This is a genomic window from Pseudaeromonas aegiceratis, assembly GCF_046254905.1.
GTDB lineage: Bacteria > Pseudomonadota > Gammaproteobacteria > Enterobacterales > Aeromonadaceae > Pseudaeromonas > Pseudaeromonas aegiceratis.
The window spans coordinates 3,534,404-3,553,683 of the sequence record NZ_CP158016.1 but is presented as its reverse complement, the minus strand read 5'-3'; the positions used below and the strand labels follow the sequence as shown (position 1 = coordinate 3,553,683).

General features: G+C 58.5%; 14 protein-coding genes. 7 read left to right on the top strand and 7 right to left on the bottom strand.

The genetic code is table 11. From position 1 onward, the window contains the following. Nucleotides 1–428: 428 nt before the first annotated feature. Together ABHF91_RS16600 and ABHF91_RS16595 are read left to right on the top strand one after the other, a co-directional pair. On the top strand, nucleotides 429–629 hold the full coding sequence (locus tag ABHF91_RS16600) for a tautomerase family protein (RefSeq protein WP_409421340.1): 201 nt from the start codon (nucleotides 429–431) through the stop codon (nucleotides 627–629). A 179-nt stretch (nucleotides 630–808) separates the two neighbouring features. After that, nucleotides 809–1,078, top strand: coding sequence for a winged helix-turn-helix transcriptional regulator (locus ABHF91_RS16595; RefSeq protein ID WP_409421339.1), 270 nt, complete (start codon nucleotides 809–811; stop codon nucleotides 1,076–1,078). Between the two features lie 684 nt (nucleotides 1,079–1,762). Here the strand turns inward: ABHF91_RS16595 and ABHF91_RS16590 are convergent. The 3 genes from ABHF91_RS16590 to ABHF91_RS16580 form a co-directional block, all read right to left on the bottom strand. Further along, nucleotides 1,763–2,758 carry a threonine/serine dehydratase gene (locus tag ABHF91_RS16590; RefSeq protein ID WP_409421338.1) on the bottom strand — a complete coding sequence of 332 codons (996 nt, stop codon included), beginning with the start codon at nucleotides 2,756–2,758 and terminating at the stop codon, nucleotides 1,763–1,765. Between the two features lie 89 nt (nucleotides 2,759–2,847). After that, nucleotides 2,848–3,684 (bottom strand): DUF2971 domain-containing protein, encoded by an 837-nt coding sequence (locus tag ABHF91_RS16585; RefSeq protein ID WP_409421337.1) that lies wholly within the window; start codon nucleotides 3,682–3,684, stop codon nucleotides 2,848–2,850. A gap of 1,132 nt (nucleotides 3,685–4,816) precedes the next feature. Further along, nucleotides 4,817–6,082, bottom strand: coding sequence for an MFS transporter (locus ABHF91_RS16580; RefSeq protein ID WP_409421336.1), 1,266 nt, complete (start codon nucleotides 6,080–6,082; stop codon nucleotides 4,817–4,819). A gap of 258 nt (nucleotides 6,083–6,340) precedes the next feature. Here ABHF91_RS16580 and ABHF91_RS16575 point away from each other — a divergent pair, with 258 nt between their 5' ends. Together ABHF91_RS16575 and ABHF91_RS16570 are read left to right on the top strand one after the other, a co-directional pair. Further along, nucleotides 6,341–7,276, top strand: coding sequence for a LysR family transcriptional regulator (locus tag ABHF91_RS16575; protein WP_409421335.1), 936 nt, complete (start codon nucleotides 6,341–6,343; stop codon nucleotides 7,274–7,276). 71 nt (nucleotides 7,277–7,347) lie between these two features. Continuing rightward, nucleotides 7,348–8,055: an HAD-IA family hydrolase gene (locus ABHF91_RS16570; RefSeq protein WP_409421334.1), complete on the top strand. Its 708-nt coding sequence runs from the start codon at nucleotides 7,348–7,350 to the stop codon at nucleotides 8,053–8,055. A 10-nt stretch (nucleotides 8,056–8,065) separates the two neighbouring features. Here the strand turns inward: ABHF91_RS16570 and ABHF91_RS16565 are convergent, their stop codons facing one another. After that, nucleotides 8,066–8,830 (bottom strand): substrate-binding periplasmic protein, encoded by a 765-nt coding sequence (locus ABHF91_RS16565; RefSeq protein WP_409421333.1) that lies wholly within the window; start codon nucleotides 8,828–8,830, stop codon nucleotides 8,066–8,068. A 146-nt stretch (nucleotides 8,831–8,976) separates the two neighbouring features. On the opposite strand from ABHF91_RS16565, the gene uvrD reads away from it, so the two are divergent. Further along, nucleotides 8,977–11,169, top strand: coding sequence for a DNA helicase II (gene uvrD / locus ABHF91_RS16560; RefSeq protein WP_409421332.1), 2,193 nt, complete (start codon nucleotides 8,977–8,979; stop codon nucleotides 11,167–11,169). A gap of 641 nt (nucleotides 11,170–11,810) precedes the next feature. Continuing rightward, nucleotides 11,811–12,356: a GNAT family N-acetyltransferase gene (locus tag ABHF91_RS16555; RefSeq protein WP_409421331.1), complete on the top strand. Its 546-nt coding sequence runs from the start codon at nucleotides 11,811–11,813 to the stop codon at nucleotides 12,354–12,356. 891 nt (nucleotides 12,357–13,247) lie between these two features. Here ABHF91_RS16555 and ABHF91_RS16550 read toward each other — a convergent pair. The 3 genes from ABHF91_RS16550 to ABHF91_RS16540 form a co-directional block, all read right to left on the bottom strand. Then, nucleotides 13,248–14,072 (bottom strand): hypothetical protein, encoded by an 825-nt coding sequence (locus ABHF91_RS16550; RefSeq protein ID WP_409421330.1) that lies wholly within the window; start codon nucleotides 14,070–14,072, stop codon nucleotides 13,248–13,250. A 12-nt stretch (nucleotides 14,073–14,084) separates the two neighbouring features. Continuing rightward, nucleotides 14,085–15,812, bottom strand: a complete 1,728-nt coding sequence (locus tag ABHF91_RS16545) for a hypothetical protein (protein WP_409421329.1) — start codon at nucleotides 15,810–15,812, stop codon at nucleotides 14,085–14,087. 821 nt (nucleotides 15,813–16,633) lie between these two features. After that, entirely contained in the window at nucleotides 16,634–16,915 is a 282-nt protein-coding gene (locus ABHF91_RS16540; protein WP_409421328.1) for a hypothetical protein, read from the bottom strand. Between the two features lie 540 nt (nucleotides 16,916–17,455). Between ABHF91_RS16540 and ABHF91_RS16535 the strand changes: the two genes are divergently transcribed. Continuing rightward, nucleotides 17,456–19,078: a hypothetical protein gene (locus ABHF91_RS16535; RefSeq protein WP_409421327.1), complete on the top strand. Its 1,623-nt coding sequence runs from the start codon at nucleotides 17,456–17,458 to the stop codon at nucleotides 19,076–19,078. Nucleotides 19,079–19,280: the final 202 nt, after the last annotated feature.

The following is a 19,280-nucleotide window of genomic DNA, read 5'->3' as shown; positions in this document are numbered from 1 at the left end:
CTCGGGTTACGGTGGCGACTTTACCACCTAAAATGGTGTCCGGGATGATTAGACCACTACAGTTAGGGTTGGCTTTTGCTTCGAAAAACAGGGCGTTGGCATCTTAATTAACGGGTCAGCATTGGCTTGCGCCCCTTGGTGACTCGGCCCTCCCGGGCTCCGCACCCCACTCGGGCTATCCCTGCCCTCGTGCCAAATCGAGGCCGGGATACTCAATCCCGTCCAAACCTCGATTTGGCCCCTGGACCAGCGCTGGCGTGTCCCGCCGCCCTGGGCATTTTTACCCATCCACCCATTCCCGTTCCTGCCTGCAAAGAAGTTCAGCTCTTCTTCAAAAACCCATTGCTACACTTTCTGTAGTTTGATACAAATAATGTATCAACTACAAAAACTGTAGTTGATGGTCAAAATTACCAGAGGAAATAAGTATGCCAGTCATCAATATCGATCTTGGTCTGGGGCAGGCCAATGAAGAGCAGAAAAAACAGCTGATTGAACGGTTTACTCGCGATGCCGTCGAGGTAACCGGTATAGCGGTAGATAAATTTGTAATACTGATCAATGAACTGCCTCATGAAAATATCGGCGTAGGTGGTAAAAGCCTCAAAACACTGAAAATGGGGCACTGACCACAGCCCACCGCGCTAATCTGGGGGCAAAAATTCTTGCCCCCTGTTTTAGGCTTCTTACAATACCCCCTACTTTCATCACTCGGCATCGTTCTCCGAGTGAACAATTAAGAGGCGGTAGTATGGCAATTCCAAAACCGGGAAAACCCGTCCGTGGATCGGCAAGCGGAGCACCGGTCATGGCGATCTTCGACCTGCTTGGCCGACGCTGGGCGATGGGGATTGTCTGGCAACTCGCGGCAGGACCGCTCACCTTCAGCGAACTACAGCAGCGCTGTGCCTCTATTTCGCCCACCATTCTCAGTACCCGCATCAAGGATCTGAGTGAAGCTAAAATCGTCGGCAAGACGCTTGACGGCTACCAGTTGACGGCCCTTGGCAATGAGTTGTACTCCATCCTGGAGCCCTTTAAGGATTGGGCCATTTTGTGGTCCAAAGAGCTTGAGTAGTAAAACACTGGCGGACACCGCCACCTGATGGGCCCCCAGGCGGCCGACCCAGCAGGCGTCGGTCAGCTGATAGGCCGACTGCAAGATCTGGCCCAGCACGATCGGCACGCCCAGCGCCAGCAGGGCACGATGAATGGGGGCTTCCAACAGTTTTTGACGGCTGGGCATGGGCAAGGGTCTTATGGCTAATCGCCCGCGGGGCGCAATCGCAAAGGTAGTGTGCTGAATAAATTCAGCTTCTGGGGCGAGCTGGCGCCACACCGTGATTTCTTGCCGGTATTGTCCGCTGTCGTCGGACGGTCATTTTTCGCGGAGGCCGTTCCGCCCTTTGCCGGCAATGGGCCTTTACCACCTCCCGCTGCACGGGGGCGTGCCAAGGGGGCTGGTGCCGGCTTCGCCTTCCTTGGCTCCGCATCCCGCTCGGGCTTTCCCTGCCCTCGCGCCAAATCGAGGCCGGTATACTCAATCCCGTCCCTTTCCGGTTTGGCCCCGGCATGACGATAACTGGCTCGGCCTCCCTGCCTCGCCGCCCCACCCACCACGAACGCCTCGGCCAGACAGAGGGGAGACGGATCCAATTAGCCAGTTAGCAGGTATAGATAGCTGGGTGGGTAGTTTCCCATGCGTGCGATTTCGCTAACTTCAACTTGCGGGGCCGCGTAGCGGTCCCACACCAAGTTTTTGTTAAATTACTTTACCATCTCTGAAACTAGACAGTTCATAAGCATTTTGTAACTCCTCAGGAGAAGCATTTGAGCCACTGAATTGGAGTACCACCTTTTTACCTGCTAATTTATTTCTGAGCTTCCATGCAGCCATAATTGTTGAACTACCAGCGCCTTCAACTAAATTTCTTGTGTGATACGCAGCTAACGCAGTGCCCTGTAAAATCTCGTTTTCAGAAAGCAGAACAAAATCTGTAAGTGATTCTTTATATATATCAAATGTCGTTTTGTAGGCCATGCCAGTAGCAAAACCACCCGCAAATGTTTCATTTGGTCGCGATATAATCTCACCTTGTTTCCACGAAGAATATGCAGCACATGAAAGCTCGGCCTGAACAGCATAGATGTCAATTTTTGGATTAATAGCTTTTAATACTGTTACGGCAGAAGCAACTTCACTACCACCGCCCAGCGGCAAGATTACAGCATCAACTTCGGGTAAATCATTTATGATTTCCAAAAACTCTGTGCCAACACCATTGACAACATGAGGTTCATTTGCCGGATGAACATAGTAATAACCTTTCGTTTTACTAATTTCGGATACTATCAATGAAGATTCATCAAAATTTCGCCCAGCTTCAACGACTTCTGCTCCAGCTTCTTTAATGAGTTTTATTTTCACGGGATTTGAACCTTCAGGAACAACTACTATTGCTGGAATATCAAATAGTTTTGCTGAAGTTGCAACCGATAGCCCATGGTTACCAGTTGAAAATGTTATAACCCCATTAATTCCAGCGTTTTTAATTTGGGCCATAACATTGATACCGCCACGAATTTTGAAGCTACCAGTTATATTCTGGTTTTCATGTTTTACATATGCATCGCATCCTAACAATCTGGATAAGCCTTCATACTTAACCAATGGCGATGGCTTTAAATGTTGTGACACAATTTTTTTTGCTTTGATTATTTCGAGCAATGAGATTGGATGATTTTTTAACTTTTCCACTACAGTGTCCCCATGTAATTTAACGCCCCGCGCATGCGCGCGAACTTGTGAGCGTCGCAGGGGCCGCAGGCCCCGTATGACGCGGATTGTTATAACTCAACGAGCTCGACCTTGAACTCTGTTGGTGAAATACAAGCCTGCTTGACCACCACGTTTTCATATTTCGAACTAAGAACGTTGAGCAGCTGATCTTTTTTCTTATTTTCCATACGCGCCCCTAAGATGACTTCTTTGACTGCACTTTTTGGAAAGTTAAAAAGGTGTATAGGGTATGTATCCGCCTCAATCACTCTGTTTGAGTCGCTTAATACAGCACACATACGCCACTCTTGCTCATAAAACCAATCTTCAGATTTAACTAAGAGGAGTTCAACTCCAGTAAGTTCCATTACACGTTTTGTCGGTCTATCTTTCGCATATTCTACTTTTCGAAGATGATAAAACTCATCTCTATCGCTTCGTTTTTGATTGAAGAACGGATTGTTATCGTCAAATCCTATGCAAAATCCTGTATGTGAACGGGCATAGTGCGCCCACATAAGTAAATTGCTGTTTTTCTCCGTTAGCGAAAGAACTCCGATAATTTCGTTTGATTTTTCAGCAAAAGTTTGGGCGACTACGCCACCCATGGCTGAAAACAGCTTATTTATTTCCGGCCAATATTGACCGTAGTTTTGTCTTGTTAAAACTTCTAACTGAGCTGGCGAAATTAATTTTCTTAACTCAGGAGGTATTTTTTCTAACTCAGTTTTAATTAAACTCTTGATTTTGCTTTCGAACATCTCGTCCATTTCTTCTTTTGAAGCCAAAGTTGAAATGACAGGTTTAAACTCAAAAGGATCATTAAAGTCAGCTGGCTGTGTAAAGCGAATAAGATTCGAATCTAAAACATCAATCCTATCTGGCTCTAGATATTTAAATAGCACAGCGCCCTCCTTGAGTTATAACAATTTATTAAGCGGCATTTTGCCACCTATCTACGGGGGGCGTGCCATCTAGTTCCGCCGAGCAAGGCGGGTGTGCCTTGCAACCCATTGTCTGGGCGGTAAAAAATATGCCCCTTGTTTGCCCTGTGTGGATAGGCGGCACATTGGCCGTCTATCCCGCAGTGGGACCTGATCGTGTTCCATCTGATCCGCCATACAGGCGTTTGCCCCATGCGCTGCCAGTATCCACTCTATTGAGTCCTATCCTAACCGGCTTTGCCTGCGTTGACACCTCGGTAGGTCACATTCGAACCATTGCCAACGATGCCGTTGAGCAGGGTGGCTTGTTCTTCACACCTTGGCAGTGATGGCGATGGTTTGGGCTTAGCTTGCGCTCAGCTCAACCCACTTGGCCGAGGGACCTCTCGGGTTGGCTAACGGGATCAGACTCCCCTCTGTCTGGCCGAGGAGCCGGCGGGGAACAGGCGACGAGGCAGGATGCCGAGTCAGGCATCGCCGCGCCGGGAGCCCGCGTAGCTGCGATTCGCGTCAGCGTCATCGCACGCATGGGAAACAACCATCCAGCTATATATACCTGCTAACTGGCTAATTGGATCCGGCTCCCCTCTGTCTGGCCGAGGAGTCTGCGGTGGGCGGGGCGGCGAGGCAGGGAGCCCGAGCCAGTCATCATCACGCATGGAGGCGTGTTGATGACGAGCCCCAAGCCCGGCGCGGACGACGAGGGAAGCCGCAGGCCCAGACAGTTGGGGAGTGCTGGGGATGGGTAAGGGGGGCAGCATGGCCCCCCTTGCCGCGCCCCCGCGCCAGCGGAGTGGGTAAAGGCGCGATGCCGGACAGGGCGCAACGGACCAAGTCGTATCAAAGTCCAAGCATGGAGCCATGGCCTGGACTGCAATGCCCCTAGCCGCGCCCCCGCTCAGCGGCGGGCGGGAAAGGCGCCCAAGGCGGAAGAGGGCGCAACGGATCTCACTGCATCAAATCCAGAGCCTGCCGCAACGGGCAACGCCCTATCGAAATCCCGTTAGGGTGCAGCAGGTCAGCAATGACCCTGGCCAGGCCCGCAAGGCCGCGCACCGCGCCCCCGCGGGGGCCCCCGGGGGCAGCCGCCCCCTCAAGAATGACTCGGCATGCCATGCCACTCATCGGCGGCGGGCACCGCCTTGCGGCCCAGGCGCGCCAGCAGCACCAGCAGCAGGGCACCCAGCAGCAGGCAGTGACCCAGGGCGGACGGGCTGTTGACTCCCAGGCTGACCAGCCAGGCGGTGCCCAGGGAGGCGACCAGCATCTGGCCGGCGCCGGCCAGGGCGGTGGCGGTGCCGGCGGTCTTCTTGAACGGCTCCAGCAGGCTGGAGAGGGCGGAGGGGAAGGCCATGCCGTTGGCGAAGGTGAACAGCGCCTGACAGCCCATCAGTCCCCAGGCCGACAGGGGCAGGATGAGCAGCACTAGACCGGCGATGCCCTGCAGCAGGCAGGCCAGCAGCAGTTGCTGGGACTGGCTAAACCGGTGGCGGCTCTTGCTGGCGGCGAAGCCCCCGGCGATCAGCGCCAGGGCCGGCACCAGGGTCCAGTGGCCGTAGGCCGCGGCATCCATGCCCACGCCGCGCTGCATCAAGAAGGGCATCACCGAGACGCACAGCACGTTGAGGCCGTACTGCACCCAGACGATGCCGGCGAAGCAGAGGAAGTGCCGGTTGTGCAGCAGATCCAGGTACTGCCAGGCTACGTCCCGTACCCGCAGGCCCTGATCCTGCGGCGGGTGACATTCGTCGAAGAGGCAGACGATCACCACCCACAGCAGCATCAGGTAGCCGGCCATGCAGACAAACACGCTGAGCCAGCCGTACTGCTGGGCCAGCAGGCCGCCGAACAGCGGGGCTATGGTGGGCACGAAGGCCATGGTGGTGGCGAAATAGGACATGGCCTGGCGCAGGAAGGGGCCCTCGAAGCGATCCCGCAGGGATACCCGGGCGATCACCGAGGCACAGCCGGCGCCCATGCCCTGCAGCAGGCGGCCCAGCAGCAGGGCGGTCAGGCTGGCGTGGCCGGCCAGGGCCAGCATGATGCCCGTCAGGGCCAGGGCCAGCCCGGCCAGCAGCACGGGGCGGCGGCCGTAGCGATCGGAGAGGGGGCCGAACAGCAGCTGGCTGGGGCCGAAGCCCAGCAGGTAGCCGGAGACCAGCCACTGGGCCTGCTGCACCGACAGGCCCATGTCATCCTGCAGGCCGGGCAGGGCCGGCAGCAGCATGCCCATGCCGGATTGCCCCACGGCAATCATCAGACAGGCGAAGATCACCGGGAGCCAGCTCACGTTGCTGGAATTTTGTTCGCTTGGGGCGGGCGCAGGCACGCGCCCGCCCTGGCTGGGGGCACCACTCATGAAACAAATACTCTTGTTGGATTAATTCTCAGGGGATGACGCTGGATAGGAGGGAAAACACCTGCGAAATAAACTGCCTTGTCGCCACTATCCGGTGTGTGTGAACATTATCCCGACGGGGCCGGATCCCTGTCGAACGACTAATTTGCATGGCCGGCGATAGGAAAAAGTATTCACTCGCTGGCCTGAAATTTGCTAGCCAAACGACCCTGGTTCGCCGCGCCGCCGGCAGGCCCCTGCCGGGGATGGGAGCATGAGATGAACATCCGTTTTCTGGAGACCTTTCTGTGGGTCGCCCGCCTGAAGAGCTTTCGCCTCACCGCCGAGAAGCTGTTCACCACCCAGGCCTCCATTTCCCACCGCATCGCCGGGCTGGAGGAGGAGCTGGGGGTCAAGCTGTTCGTGCGGGAGAGCCGCGGCGTGGTGCTGACCCCGGACGGCCAGCGGGTGCGGGAGTACGCCGAGCGCATCGTCAGCCAGCACTATGCCCTGCGCCAGGCCATGGGGGCGGCGCGGGACGGCCGGGGCAAGGTGCGGGTGGGGGTGATCGACTCGGTGATCTACACCTGGTTCACCCAGCTCATCGCCCGCATCTCGGAGCAGTTTCCGGATCTGGAGGTGGAGGTCACCGCCGACAGCGGCCGCAACCTGTGCAACCAGTTGCAAAAGGGCTATCTGGACATCGCCTTCCAGGTGGAACCCTTCCGCCTGGAATCGGTGAACAACCTGGAGCTGGTGCGCTACCCCCTGCAGTGGATCGTGGCCAGCGGCTCGCCGCTGCATCGCCGCTACGACTCCCTGGCCAGCCTAGCCCAGCACCGCATCATCACCTTCGTCGCCCACTCCCGGCCCCACCAGGACATCGTCAGCCTACTGAACCTGCACGGCATCGACTCGCCGCGCATCACCTGCGTCAACTCCTTCGCCGCCATGATCCGCATGATCGAGGAGGGCTTCGGCGTCGGCGTGATACCGCCGGCCCTGGTGACCGAGCAGCTGGCATCCGGCAAGCTGGCCATCATCCAGATCCAGGATCTCACCGACAACTGCCTCTCCATGCTCTCCCAGGTGGCCAGCTGGCGTACTGGCCCCGGGCTGGAGTGCTGCGAGACCATAGCCCACCTGGCCCATCAGGTGGTGCAGGACTTCTGCCGCAAGATGGGGCCGGACTACGCCCGGGCCGCCCGGCACTAGGCGGATTGGGTTTTCTCATCCGGCGCCATTGGCGTTAGCATGGTGGGAGTCTGTTGCCGCCGGAGTCAGTCATGGAATTCTTTCGCGCCCTCGGGCCCATCGCCGCCCTCAGTTTCGATCTGGATGACACCCTGTATGACAACGGGCCCGTCATCGAGCAGGCGGAGGCCTGGATGGTGGCGCACATGCGCGACACCTACCTGCAGACCGCCATGTGCGACCGGGCCTGGTGGCAGGCGTTGAAGCACAGGCTGCAGCGGGAGCAGCCGGCCCTGCGCCACGATGTCTCGTTGTGCCGGCGCCGGCTGCTGGCCTGTGGCCTGGAGTGGGGCGGCATGGCGGCCGCCGAGGCCGCGATGGAGGCGGACAAGGTGTTCGCCCAGTTCCTGGAGATCCGCTCCCAGGTCGAGGTGCCGGAGTCCACCCGCCAGGTGCTGGGCGCCCTGGCCGAGCGCTTCCCCCTGGTGGTGATCACCAACGGCAACGTGCTGCTGGAGCGGCTGGCGCTGGATCATCACTTCCAGCACGTGCTCAAGGCCGGCGGCGGCTTTGCCATGAAGCCGGCGCCGGATCTGTTCGCCCAGATGACCGAGCGGCTGGGGCTGGCGCCGGGCCAGATACTCCACGTGGGGGATGATGTCTTCACCGACGTGCTGGGGGCCCTGCGCAACGGCTACCGCAGCGCCTGGCTCAACGACCATCACCGTTCGTTGCAGGCGTTGCACCGCCTGCCGGATCTGATGCTGAACCGGCTGGACGAGCTGTTGCTGCTGCTGTGAGACCAGCGGGCTAGGGTAGCGCCTCGGTCAGCTGATAGCGCCGGTAGAGGGCCGCCAGGCTGCCGTCCTGGATCATCTGGCTCAGCTCGGCATCGTAGCGGCGCAGCAGTGCCGGCTTGTCGGGATAGGGGGAGGCGAGCACCAGGGGATTGTAGTAGGGCTGGCGGGTCAGGGGCGGCGTCAGGTAGTCGAGCCGATCCTGCCAGCCTTGGGCCTGGATCTGGGCCAGGGCGGTGATCTGGTTCAGCGGCACTATGTCGATATGGCCGGCCAGCAGCTTGGGCAGTTGCAGCCGGTTCTGGGTGATGGTTTGCAGCCGAAAGCCGGGTTGATTGACGGCGGCCAGGAAGGCGGGGGTGTAGACGTAATCCTGGGTCAAGCCGATGCGCCAGGGTTTGAGATCCTGGTAGTCATGGAACCTGAGGCGGGCCTTGTCCTCCTTGCGGACGAAGAAATACCAGCCGATCTGCAGGTGGGCTTGCTGGGGGTAGCTCAGCAGTGCCAGGCGGCTGGGATCCTTGGACAGGGTCAGCAGCATGTCAAAGTGCCCCAGCTTGGCCTCGCGCATCAGGCGGGCCGAGCTGGTAACCAGTTGGATGTGATTATCCACTCCCATGCGGCCAAGCAGGGTCCGGATGACCTCCACGTCCAGGCCCGCCGGGCGGCCCTGTGGGTCCAGATAGCGCAGGGGCGGTTCCAGGGTGCCACCGATGCGCAGTGGCGCAGCGCCGAGGGGCAAGCTGAGCAGCCATAGCAACCAGACCAGTCGCACCATGTGCATTCCCCCCTTCTGCTGAACAGTGGGTCTCAATATACCCCCATTTTCTCGTGCGCGCAGGGCGGCATTTTGTGCTGGGCAGTCGGCCTGACCCTGTGGTCCGTGTATAATCCCCACCACTGTACAAAATATCAGGAGTGGCGATGGAGATTGAAACCCTGCTGGACGGCCTCAACGACAAGCAGCGGGAGGCGGTGGCGGCCCCGCTTGAGAACCTGCTGGTGCTGGCAGGGGCGGGCTCGGGCAAGACCCGGGTGCTGGTGCACCGCATCGCCTGGCTGCTGGGGGTCGAGCGCGCCTCCCCTTACTCCATCCTGGCGGTGACCTTCACCAACAAGGCGGCGGCCGAGATGCGCGGGCGGATTGAAGCCCTGCTAGGCAGCGACCCGGGCAGCCAGCACCGCGGCCTGTGGATGGGCACCTTCCACGGCATCGCCCACCGCCTGCTGCGCGCCCACCATCTGGACGCCAACCTGCCGGCGGACTTCCAGATCCTCGACAGTGACGATCAGCTGCGGCTCATCAAGCGGGTGATCCGTGGCCAGAACCTGGACGAGAAGCAGTGGCTGCCCCGCTCGGTGGCGGGCTTCATCAACGGCAAGAAGGACGACGGCCTGCGTCCCCGGGATATCGACACCCTGGGGGATCCGGTGGCCAAGACCTATCTGCGGCTCTACCAGATCTACCAGGAGACCTGCGATCGCGCCGGCCTCGTGGACTTCGCCGAGCTGCTGCTGCGGGCCCACGAGCTGTGGCTGCACAAGCCGCATATCCTGCAGCACTACCAGCAGCGCTTCGCCCATATCCTGGTGGACGAGTTCCAGGACACCAACGCCATCCAGTACGCCTGGATCCGCCTGCTGGCCGGGGATCGCAACCACGTGATGATCGTCGGTGACGATGACCAGTCCATCTACGGCTGGCGCGGCGCCAAGGTGGAGAACATCAGCCGCTTCCTGAGCGACTTTCAGGGCGCCCGCACCATCCGCCTGGAGCAGAACTACCGCAGCACCGCCACCATCTTGAGCGCCGCCAACCTGCTCATCGCCAACAACGCCGAGCGGCTGGGCAAGGAGCTGTGGACCGACGGCGCCGAGGGCGAGCCCATCTCCATCTACGCCGCCTTCAACGAGCTGGACGAGGCCCGCTTCGTGGTGGGGCGCCTCAAGGCCTGGAAGGACGAGGGCGGCACCCTGGACGAGTGCGCCATCCTGTATCGCAACAACGCCCAGTCCCGGGTGCTGGAAGAGGCCCTGATGCAGGAGCGGCTGGCCTACCGCATCTACGGCGGCCTGCGCTTCTTCGAGCGCCAGGAGATCAAGGACGCCATGGCCTACCTGCGCCTGCTGGGCAACCGGGGGGACGACGCCTCGTTTGAGCGGGTGGTGAACACCCCGACCCGGGGCATAGGCGAGCGCACCCTGGGCCTCATCCGCGAGGCGGCCCGGGATCAGGGCCTCAACCTCTGGCAGGCCGCCATCGCGCTGTGCGAGCGCAAGGTGCTGGCCGGTCGCGCCGCCAGCGCGGTGAGCCAGTTCATCAACCTGGTCAACCTGCTGGAGCGGGACACAGACGAGCTGCCGCTGCACGTGCAGATCGACCGGGTGGTGCGCCAGTCCGGCCTGTGGGGCCTGTACGAGGCGGAGAAGAGCGAGAAGGGCCAGTCCCGCATCGAGAACCTCGAAGAATTGGTCAACGCCGCCCGCACCTTCAGCCCAGACGAGGCCATGGCGGATCTGCCGCCCTTGACCGCCTTCGTCGCCCATGCCGCATTGGAGGCGGGGGAATCCCAGGCCGACGAGTTTGAGCCGGCGGTGCAGCTGATGACGCTGCACAGCGCCAAGGGGCTGGAGTTCCCCCTGGTGTTCATGGTGGGGGTGGAGGAGGGCATGTTCCCCAGCCAGATCTCCGCCGAAGAGAGCGGCCGGCTGGAGGAGGAGCGGCGCCTGTGTTACGTGGGCATGACCCGCGCCATGCGCAAGCTCTACATGACCCACGCCGAGAGCCGCCGCCTGTACGGCAAGGAGATGTACCACAGACCCAGCCGCTTCCTAAAAGAGCTGCCCAGCGAGTGCCTGGAGGAGGTGCGGCTGCGCACCCAGGTGAGCTGGGCCCAGCCGGTGGCGGAGCAGAGCCGCTTCAACCCGCGGCTGACCCAGGAGAGCTTCAACGACACCGGCCTGCGCCTGGGGCAGCGGGTGCGCCATGCCAAGTTCGGTGAAGGGGTGGTGCTCAACTACGAAGGCAGCGGCCCCCAGTGCCGGGTGCAGGTGAACTTCGACGAGGCGGGGAGCAAGTGGTTGGTGGCCAGCTATGCGAGGTTGGAGGCGCTGTAGGCAGCGCGGCACCTTTGATGCCCGGAGCGGGCTGGTCCGCTTGACGGCTTCCCTCCCCTTGGCAAGGGGAGGGTTAGGGTGGGGTGGCGTAGCGGGCCGGCGGCGGTTACGCCAGCTTGGCCCGTTGCGCCCTGCTCGGCGCCGAGCCGGCAGCAGTGCTTTTTGGTGAGGCCGTTCCGCCCTTTGTCAGCAACCGGCCTTTACCACCACCCGCTGCACGGGGGCGTGCCAAGGGGGCTGGTGCCGGCTTCGCCTTCCTTGGCTTCGCATTCCGCTCGGGCTTTCCCTGCCCTCGCGCCAAATCGAGGTCGGGATATTCAATCCCGCCCAAATCTCGATTTGGCCCCCTTGGCGAACCCGGCACTCCCCAACTGTCTGGGCCTGCGGCTTCCCTCGTCGTCACCGGGTCACCACGGCCCGCCATCGACGCGTTCCCGACGCGGCGATGCCTGACTCGGCATCCTGCCTCGTCGCCTGTTCCCCGCATCCTCCTCGGCCAGACAGAGGGGAGACGGAGCCAGTGAGCCAGCCTGTGAACTTGCTGGGTTATGTGCTTTGTTTCTCATGCGTGCGATGACGCTGACGCGAATCGCAGCTACGCCCTGCGGGCTTTTTTAATCATCCAGATAAGAAGACAAGCCATGCTACCTATCACCACATCGCGGTTGGTTATCCGGCCATACCAGGCGGATGACATTGCCGGGCAGGCGGAGGCCGTTGTTGAGTCGGTCGACACGGTCGGTCAGTGGCTGCCTTGGTGCACCCAGGACTATTCGATCACCGATGCCGTTGAATGGTTTGTGCTGTGTGAGAAAAGCCTCATGTTTTCTCGCTCCTATGAGCTGGGAGTGTTCGATAAGCACTCGAATGCCCTGATCGGCAGCGTGTCCATCAACGAGGTGGATAAGCAGAACCGGCGGGGCAATATCGGTTACTGGATCCGGCAGTCCCAGCAGAATAAGGGCTATGCCACGGAGGCCGTCAAAGCCATAGTCCCCTTCGGCTTTCAGGTGTTGGATCTGCTCCGGTTGGAGCTGTTTGCCGCGGTCGAGAACGTGGCCAGCAGCACGGTGGCGGCAAAAGCCGGTGCCCGCTTCGAGGGTGTTGCCAAGAATCGGATTGTGCTGCGCGGCGTGGTGCATGATGCCAATGTGTATTCGTTTATTCCCGATATGAGGGTTGCGTAACGCCCTACTCGGCGCCGAGTTCGCTGGCGGACCTGTTGCGGTGCGGTCGTTGCGACCTGCTCGGCAATCCGCTGTTACCTCATCCCGCTGCACGGGGCGACTTACCGGATTTTGTTTGTCCGTTGCGGCCTATGGGCTTGTTGAGGCCGTTCCGCCCTTTGTCAGCAACCGGCCTTTACCACCACCCGCTGCACGGGGTGACTTACCGGATTTTGTTTGTCCGTTGCGCCTTACTCGGCGCCGAGCCTTTCAAGCTTCCCGCTTGGCGGGGGCGCGGCAAGGGGGGCCATGCTGCCCCCCTTACCCATCCCCAGCACTCCCCGCTGTCCGGGCCTGCGGCTTCCCTCGTCACCGTGGTCGGGCTGTCAGGACCGTTATCGACATTCGCTACGCCTTCCCTGGCTTCGCACCCGCTCGGGCTATCCTTGCCCTCGCGCCAAACCGGGCCGGGATACTCAATCCCGTCCCTTTCCGGTTTGGCCCCGGCATGACGATAACTGGCTCGGCGGGCTGACGATCATGTTTCGGTTTGTCCGTTGCGCCTTACTCGGCGCCGAGCCTTTCAAGCTTCCCGCTTGGCGGGGGCGCGCAAAGGGGGATTGTGCCATCCCCCTTTGCAATCCCTGGCACTCCCCGCTGTCTGGGCCTGCGGCTTCCCTCGTCGTCACCGGGTCACCACGGCCCGCCATCGACGCGCTCCCGGCGCGGCGATGCCTGACTCGGCATCCTGCCTCGTCGCCTGTTCCCCGCCGTCTCCTCGGCCAGACAGAGGGGAGATGGACCAATTAGCCAGTCCGCAGGTCTGTGTCGCTGGGAGGGTTGTTCCCATCCGTGCGATTACCTATCGCCAATTGCATAAATGCAGAAATGCAGAAATGCAGAAATTTGAAATTATAAGTTGTACTCTAACTTCAGTTTTTTCATGCATGAAGCAGCTGTTATTATCCTTTTGTTCTGCCTATGCTTGAGCTCCGACTTACAAAAAAAAGCATTCCATATTTGCATGAACTTCTTTTTTTCATTATTAGGTTCCCAATCGGCTCGGCTTCTCCATGATGTAGCCCATCTGTTGCACAAATAAGAAAATAAAGCCCTATTAAATGTGACAACTAGAGAGTCTATTGACGCAGCCGCACTTTGAAGAAATGAAAAGTCGATGCAAATTTCAACTGATTTTGAATATGATTTTATATTCATTTGCACAGCGTTTCTCCCGGGCAAAATCCCAGCATTATGAATCAATCCATGTCGAAGATGACACACTACATCATAATCCTGTAAAACACTGCTAAAAACACTATCTTTCATCTCAAAACCAAGATAACCTTTGGTCGCACTTTTTATTTCTTTGCTCGAGGCAAAAGACATATGCTCAAATGCACTTCGCCTAAATTCATCCTTGCCGTGCCACAATACACCACCTAGATTTATTTGTTTCTCGGCAGCAACATTTCTAGATATCGGGCAAACATCCAAAGTAATCGAAAGAACGGAGCGAAAATATCCCTCAGCGGAAGATATTAGACCTAATAGCAGTAGACCGCCCAAAGTTGTAAACTCATTTAATCTATCACTAGTACCATAGCCTATGATCTCACGAGATCTTTTAAAATAATAATCAATCGGTGCAGGCACATCCACTTCGCTCATGCACTGATTAAGCCCTAAAATAGAAGCTGTAGAGGGAGCGGTGCAGACAAAGTCTTCAATGTTCATTGGCATTCCCCCCTAAGATACATATTCTTCTGCGGCACTCACTATCTTTACAGTTCTTGCCTTTTTTATATACTTTATTTTCATTAACTGTTCTCGACTAGTGTCTGTCAATATATCTCTTACCTTTCTAATCTGCGACTCCCTTTTTATTCTAGCTTGCATTGCCGCTGAAATATCCAATACGGAGATATCTTGATCAACAAGGTTTTCGTAGGCAGAAGAGGACTTGAGGCGCGCACCACAATTTGGACAAAAACGAGCCTCAGGGCTCGGTCGTTCGGTACCGCACAATTGGCATTGTGGTAATGTTATTTTAAAATCAGAATTGTCCAATCTCGCAACTTCGAGGAGTTTGGCTGAATACGTTCTCGGCCATAGCTGATGTTTTCTTGCTCGGAGGACATCAAGGAAAAAAGATACTGATTTTGTTCTTCGTCCAACGATTGCATTATCGGTGACAATGTCACCAATATGCATCTCATAGACTAAGAATACTCCATTTTCTCCACGAGGAAACTCTCCAACAGGCATCATTAATCCAGCATACTGGTAAAAGCTAATTACTTTTTCGAGTGCAGGATCCAATGGAGCTCGAATTCCAAATTGTACCGTTTGCTCCACGCTGTCTTTCCCAGCATTGAATTCTTTTATGTTGTCGAGTAGGACTCTATATATTTTTTCCCCATTTTCGACATAGCTTTTTAGAGATGGGAGTTTAGCCTCTAGCGACGAATAAACACCATGTGACATTTCTTTACCACTACGGGAAAGAGATAGAACCTTTGCCTTGGCAAGAGAGCCATCGGTGTTGAAATAGGTGTCAGGTGCATTATAAATAGCGCGAAGCATTCCTAAAAACGCTCTTGGTATACCAAAGGCACAATATGCAAGGAACGACATATCATCTTCATTTTTATCGCACAATTCAATTTGAGTGCCAGTGAACCTCCTTTTTGCTAACTCAAGCATAAAGGCTTCATATTCATCACCAACAGGCTTAACCCAAACGTTTATTGGTTCGGCATCATGACCAACTTGAAAAGAAGGAGAGTGTGATGTAATGCCTGGGTAAACCGCAGCTTTCGGTGAAATCGATTTTGACTTAACAGCTCTAAAAAAATCAAAAAAGTCTTCTTGCTGTTTTTCAGAGAAAGCGTGTGCTGCGTCATCAATCAACAAGACACACCTATTGAAACAGTTTATCGCAATTATTGAATCAATAAGTCTCTGTAGAGATTGTATGCTAAATTTTTCTATTTCCGCGCCATCTATTGAGTTCGATTCGATTTTAAACAGTAATTTGTCAATGGCTTCTTTTTTAGGTAGGTCTGTTGGTAATTTAACATTATTGATCTCGTTAAGAGACTCTAGCATGGCCTCAATTACTTTTAAGGTTAGCCACCCTTTAAACCAAAACGGTGCATTTGACCCCCGGCTATACAAAGGCTCAACTTTTAATGCCAACTTAAAGTTTACATAAACAGGTAAAACTTGCATTGGTTCAGAATTGAGCATCTTATGATAAGCTTTTAGCATCAAGGTGCTCTTGCCACAACCTCTAGGCCCAGTTAATAATTTTGCCCCTCCGCCCATAAGTTTTCTAAGGATTCCGTCCTCATCTGGATGATCTATGGTTAGTTCTGCAAAACTCTCTGTATCAATATACTCCGCTTGCTCGATAAAGTTCACCTCAAAAGGAAGTTCTTCGTCTAATTCTCCTTGTCTATTTTTTCTCGTCATTTTATATTCCTTAACATTAATGTTTTGGTAAATATTCCAGATGGCATCTATATCTTGGAAGGTGAAAAAACAGCACCGACCCGCGTAGGTGCGATTAGCGATAGCGTAATCGCACGTATAAATAGGCTGTTTTTCCATATTCCATCTGCGTCCTATCCTATCTGCCTTTGTGCCGTCTGGCACCTCTGTTGTTCACATTTTCCCTTCAAAATCATGCCGGATAAGCCGATCAGCCAGCATATGGCATCGGGTCGGCTAACGGGATCAGGCTCCCCTCTGTCTGGCCGAGGAGTTTGCGGTGGGCGGGGCGGCGAGGCAGGAGGCCGAGCCAGTCATCATCACGCATGGAGGCGTGTTGATGACGTGCCCCAAGCCCGGCGCGGACGACGAGGGAAGCCGCCGGCCCAGACAGTTGGGGAGTGCCGGGTTCGCCAAGGGGGCGGCACCAGCCCCCTTGGCACGCCCCCGTGCAGCGGGAGGTGGGAAAGGCCGGTTGCCGGCAAAGGGCGGAACGGACAAATACAGAATTGAAATCACGACTTCGATTTGGCGCGAGAGCAGGGAAAGCCTGAGCGGAATGCGAAGCCAAGGAAGGCGAAGCCGGCACTAGCCCCCTTGGCACGCCCCCGTGCAGCGGGAGGTGGGAAAGGCCCATTGCCGATAAAGGGCGGAATGGTCCAACCGCAACGGGCAACGCCCGTTAAACAATACGCCCCGGGCGGAACGGTCCAACCGCAACGGACTAAACCAGTTAGAAACTACGCTGGCGCAGCAACGCCGCCGGCCCGGCCAGCGAAGCGTGGGGGCGCCAGCCCCCAAGCTTACTGCTTCGCCCCGGGGGTGATGGTGACCTCGGGGGCGGTCACATGGGGCATTTCCACCTTGGGGGCTGTGACCTTGGGGCCTTCTACATGGGGCTTTTCCACCCGCACGCCGTGGACGCCGACCTTGACCTTGGGTCCTTCGAGATGGGGTTTTTCGATGGTCGCCTTCTGCACGCCGCCGCGGTCGATACCGCCGCCGGACACGTCAATCTCGGCATGAGCCAGGGGCGTCATCAGCATCATCAGTGCCGAGGCTAAGAGGATCGCGGGTTTCTTCATCATGACTCCTGAAATAAGTTAGCTGTTTCAACGAATTGCTCTGCCATGCCAGCGGAAAGCCTGGGTTGGCACCTGGCGTAGGGCGTCGGATGGGCAGCATGGTCGCATATCCGGGGCGGCGGCGCCGCCTCGCCGGCCCTCTGGTACAGACCTTGTTCAGCTTAGATTGTTAACCGTCAGGCGGGATTAGCGAACTGGCCAGCAGACGACGCCGGGACGGGCTCTCCCCTGTCTGGCCGAGGAGGTCGCGGTGGGCGGGGCGGCCGCACAAAAAAAAATGGATACTCAGCCTCTGTGTCGGATCCTGGGTCAGGCAGAATGCCATGACGCCCTTGCCGGTTTGGCCCAACCCTCACCTTGGCAGGGGCGAGCTCAGCGCCATCAGGCGCCAACCCCTTGTGTTGTAAGGATTCGTAACGAATATACCCATGGCCAGGTGGTGGCGCGGCGGGTATGTTGCCGGGCAGCTGTCCGGCCTGGCCGGCTAACGGGGCAGGTCGGCACCGGCTGGCCCTCACGGCGTTGAGATGGGATGAACACATGAAGAAGACACTGATAAGCGGTATCTGCCTGAGCCTGTTGGCGGGCTGTTTCGATTCGCCGTCGCCCCAGGCGCCGGCGGCCGGGCCCGTGCCGTCGGCTGCGTCGGCCACCCAGCTGCCGCCGGGCGGTCAGCCGGGGGGCATGCCGGGTGCCGTATCCGGCGCCATGCCGATGCCACCTTCCGGGGCCCTGCCGGGTGCTGCGTCCGGCGCCATGCCGGCGCCACCTTCCGGGGCCATGCCTGCCGGTCAGCCGGGGCCGGGGGGCGAGCGGCAGGGGCCGCCACCGGGTGGTCCCGGCGGACAGCAGCGGGGCGGTGGCCCGGGCGGGCAACCTCCTGGGCCGCCTCCTGGCGGCATGGCCGGCGGGCCTGGCGGTCATCCCCCGGGACCGCCCCCCGGTGGCTTTGGACCGGGTGGTCCGGGGGGCCAGGGTGGGGCAGGCAAGGTGGATACCGGGCACGGTGCCCTGGTGCTGGCCGCCGGGCAGCAGCTCAAGGGCGGCGTCTATGGCTCCAGCAAGGCGGATGAGAACGCCATCCGCGCCGACGGCAACACCCGGGCCCGGTTGCTGGATGTGACGGTGGAGAAGAACGCCGGGGCGGCCAGCAACAACGAGGCCGCCAGCTTCTATGGCCTGAACGCCGCCGTGCTGGCCTTGGGCCAGGCGCGCCTGACCCTGGAGGGGGGCTCGGTGCGGGCCTCCGCCGAAGGGGCCACCGGGGTGTTCGCCTATGATGGCGCCACCATCTATCTGCAGGACACGGACATCCAGGTCACCGGCGGCAACGCCGGGGGGATCGAGGTGGCCGGCGGCGGCACCCTGTATGCCCGCAACCTGACGGTGAGTTCGGCGGACAAGGCGGCGATCCGCAGCGACCGGGGGGGCGGCAAGCTCCTGGTGGAAGGCGGCCGCTATCGCACCCAGGGGCGTCTGGGGGCGCCGGTGATCTACAGCACGGCGGATATCCAGGTGCGGGATGCCAGCCTGACGGCGCTGGATTCGGAGGCGGTGGTCATCGAGGGGTTCAACTCGGTGAGCCTGGTGAACAGCCAGCTGAGCGGCCGCATGCAGGGAACCTATGATCCGGCGGCCAGCGACAATCCGCGCACCGTGATGCTCTATCAGAGCATGTCCGGCGACGCGGCCCAGGGCACCAGCCACTTCAGCATGCAGGGCGGTAGCCTGGTCTCCGGCAACGGCGATCTGTTCTACGTCACCAACACCGCCAGCATCATAGATCTGCGCCAGGTGGCCGTGACCCCCGCCAAGGGTGCCTGGCTGCTGAAGGTGGCGGGCAATGACGGTGCCCGGGGCTGGGGCCAGGTGGGGGCCAACGGCGGCACTTGTACCCTGAACCTGACGGCCCAGACCCTGACCGGTGACATTCGGGTGGATGCCATCTCCAAGCTGACCCTGAACCTGAGCCAGGGCTCAAGCCTGACCGGCGCCATTGACGCCGACGGCACCCAGGCCCAGTCCTTGGTGGTGAGCCTGGACGCCAGCAGCCACTGGACCCTGACCCAGGACAGTCATATCACGGCCCTGGAGGGGGACCATCGGGGGCTGGATCTCAACGGTCACCAGCTCTACGTGGCCGGCCAGCCCTTCACCCCCTAGCCGTTACCGGCTGAGGCGCAATAAAAAAGGAACCGCTTGGCGGTTAATGCTCATCAGTTAAGGCGCCGTTGGCGCCTTAACTGTATCAACGACACGGTTTTTTGAGGCAAAAGCCAAACCCCACCCTAACCCTCCCCTTGAACAAGGGGAGGGAAACATCGTTCCTCCCCCCTTACCAAGGGGGAGGTTAGGAGGGGGATGG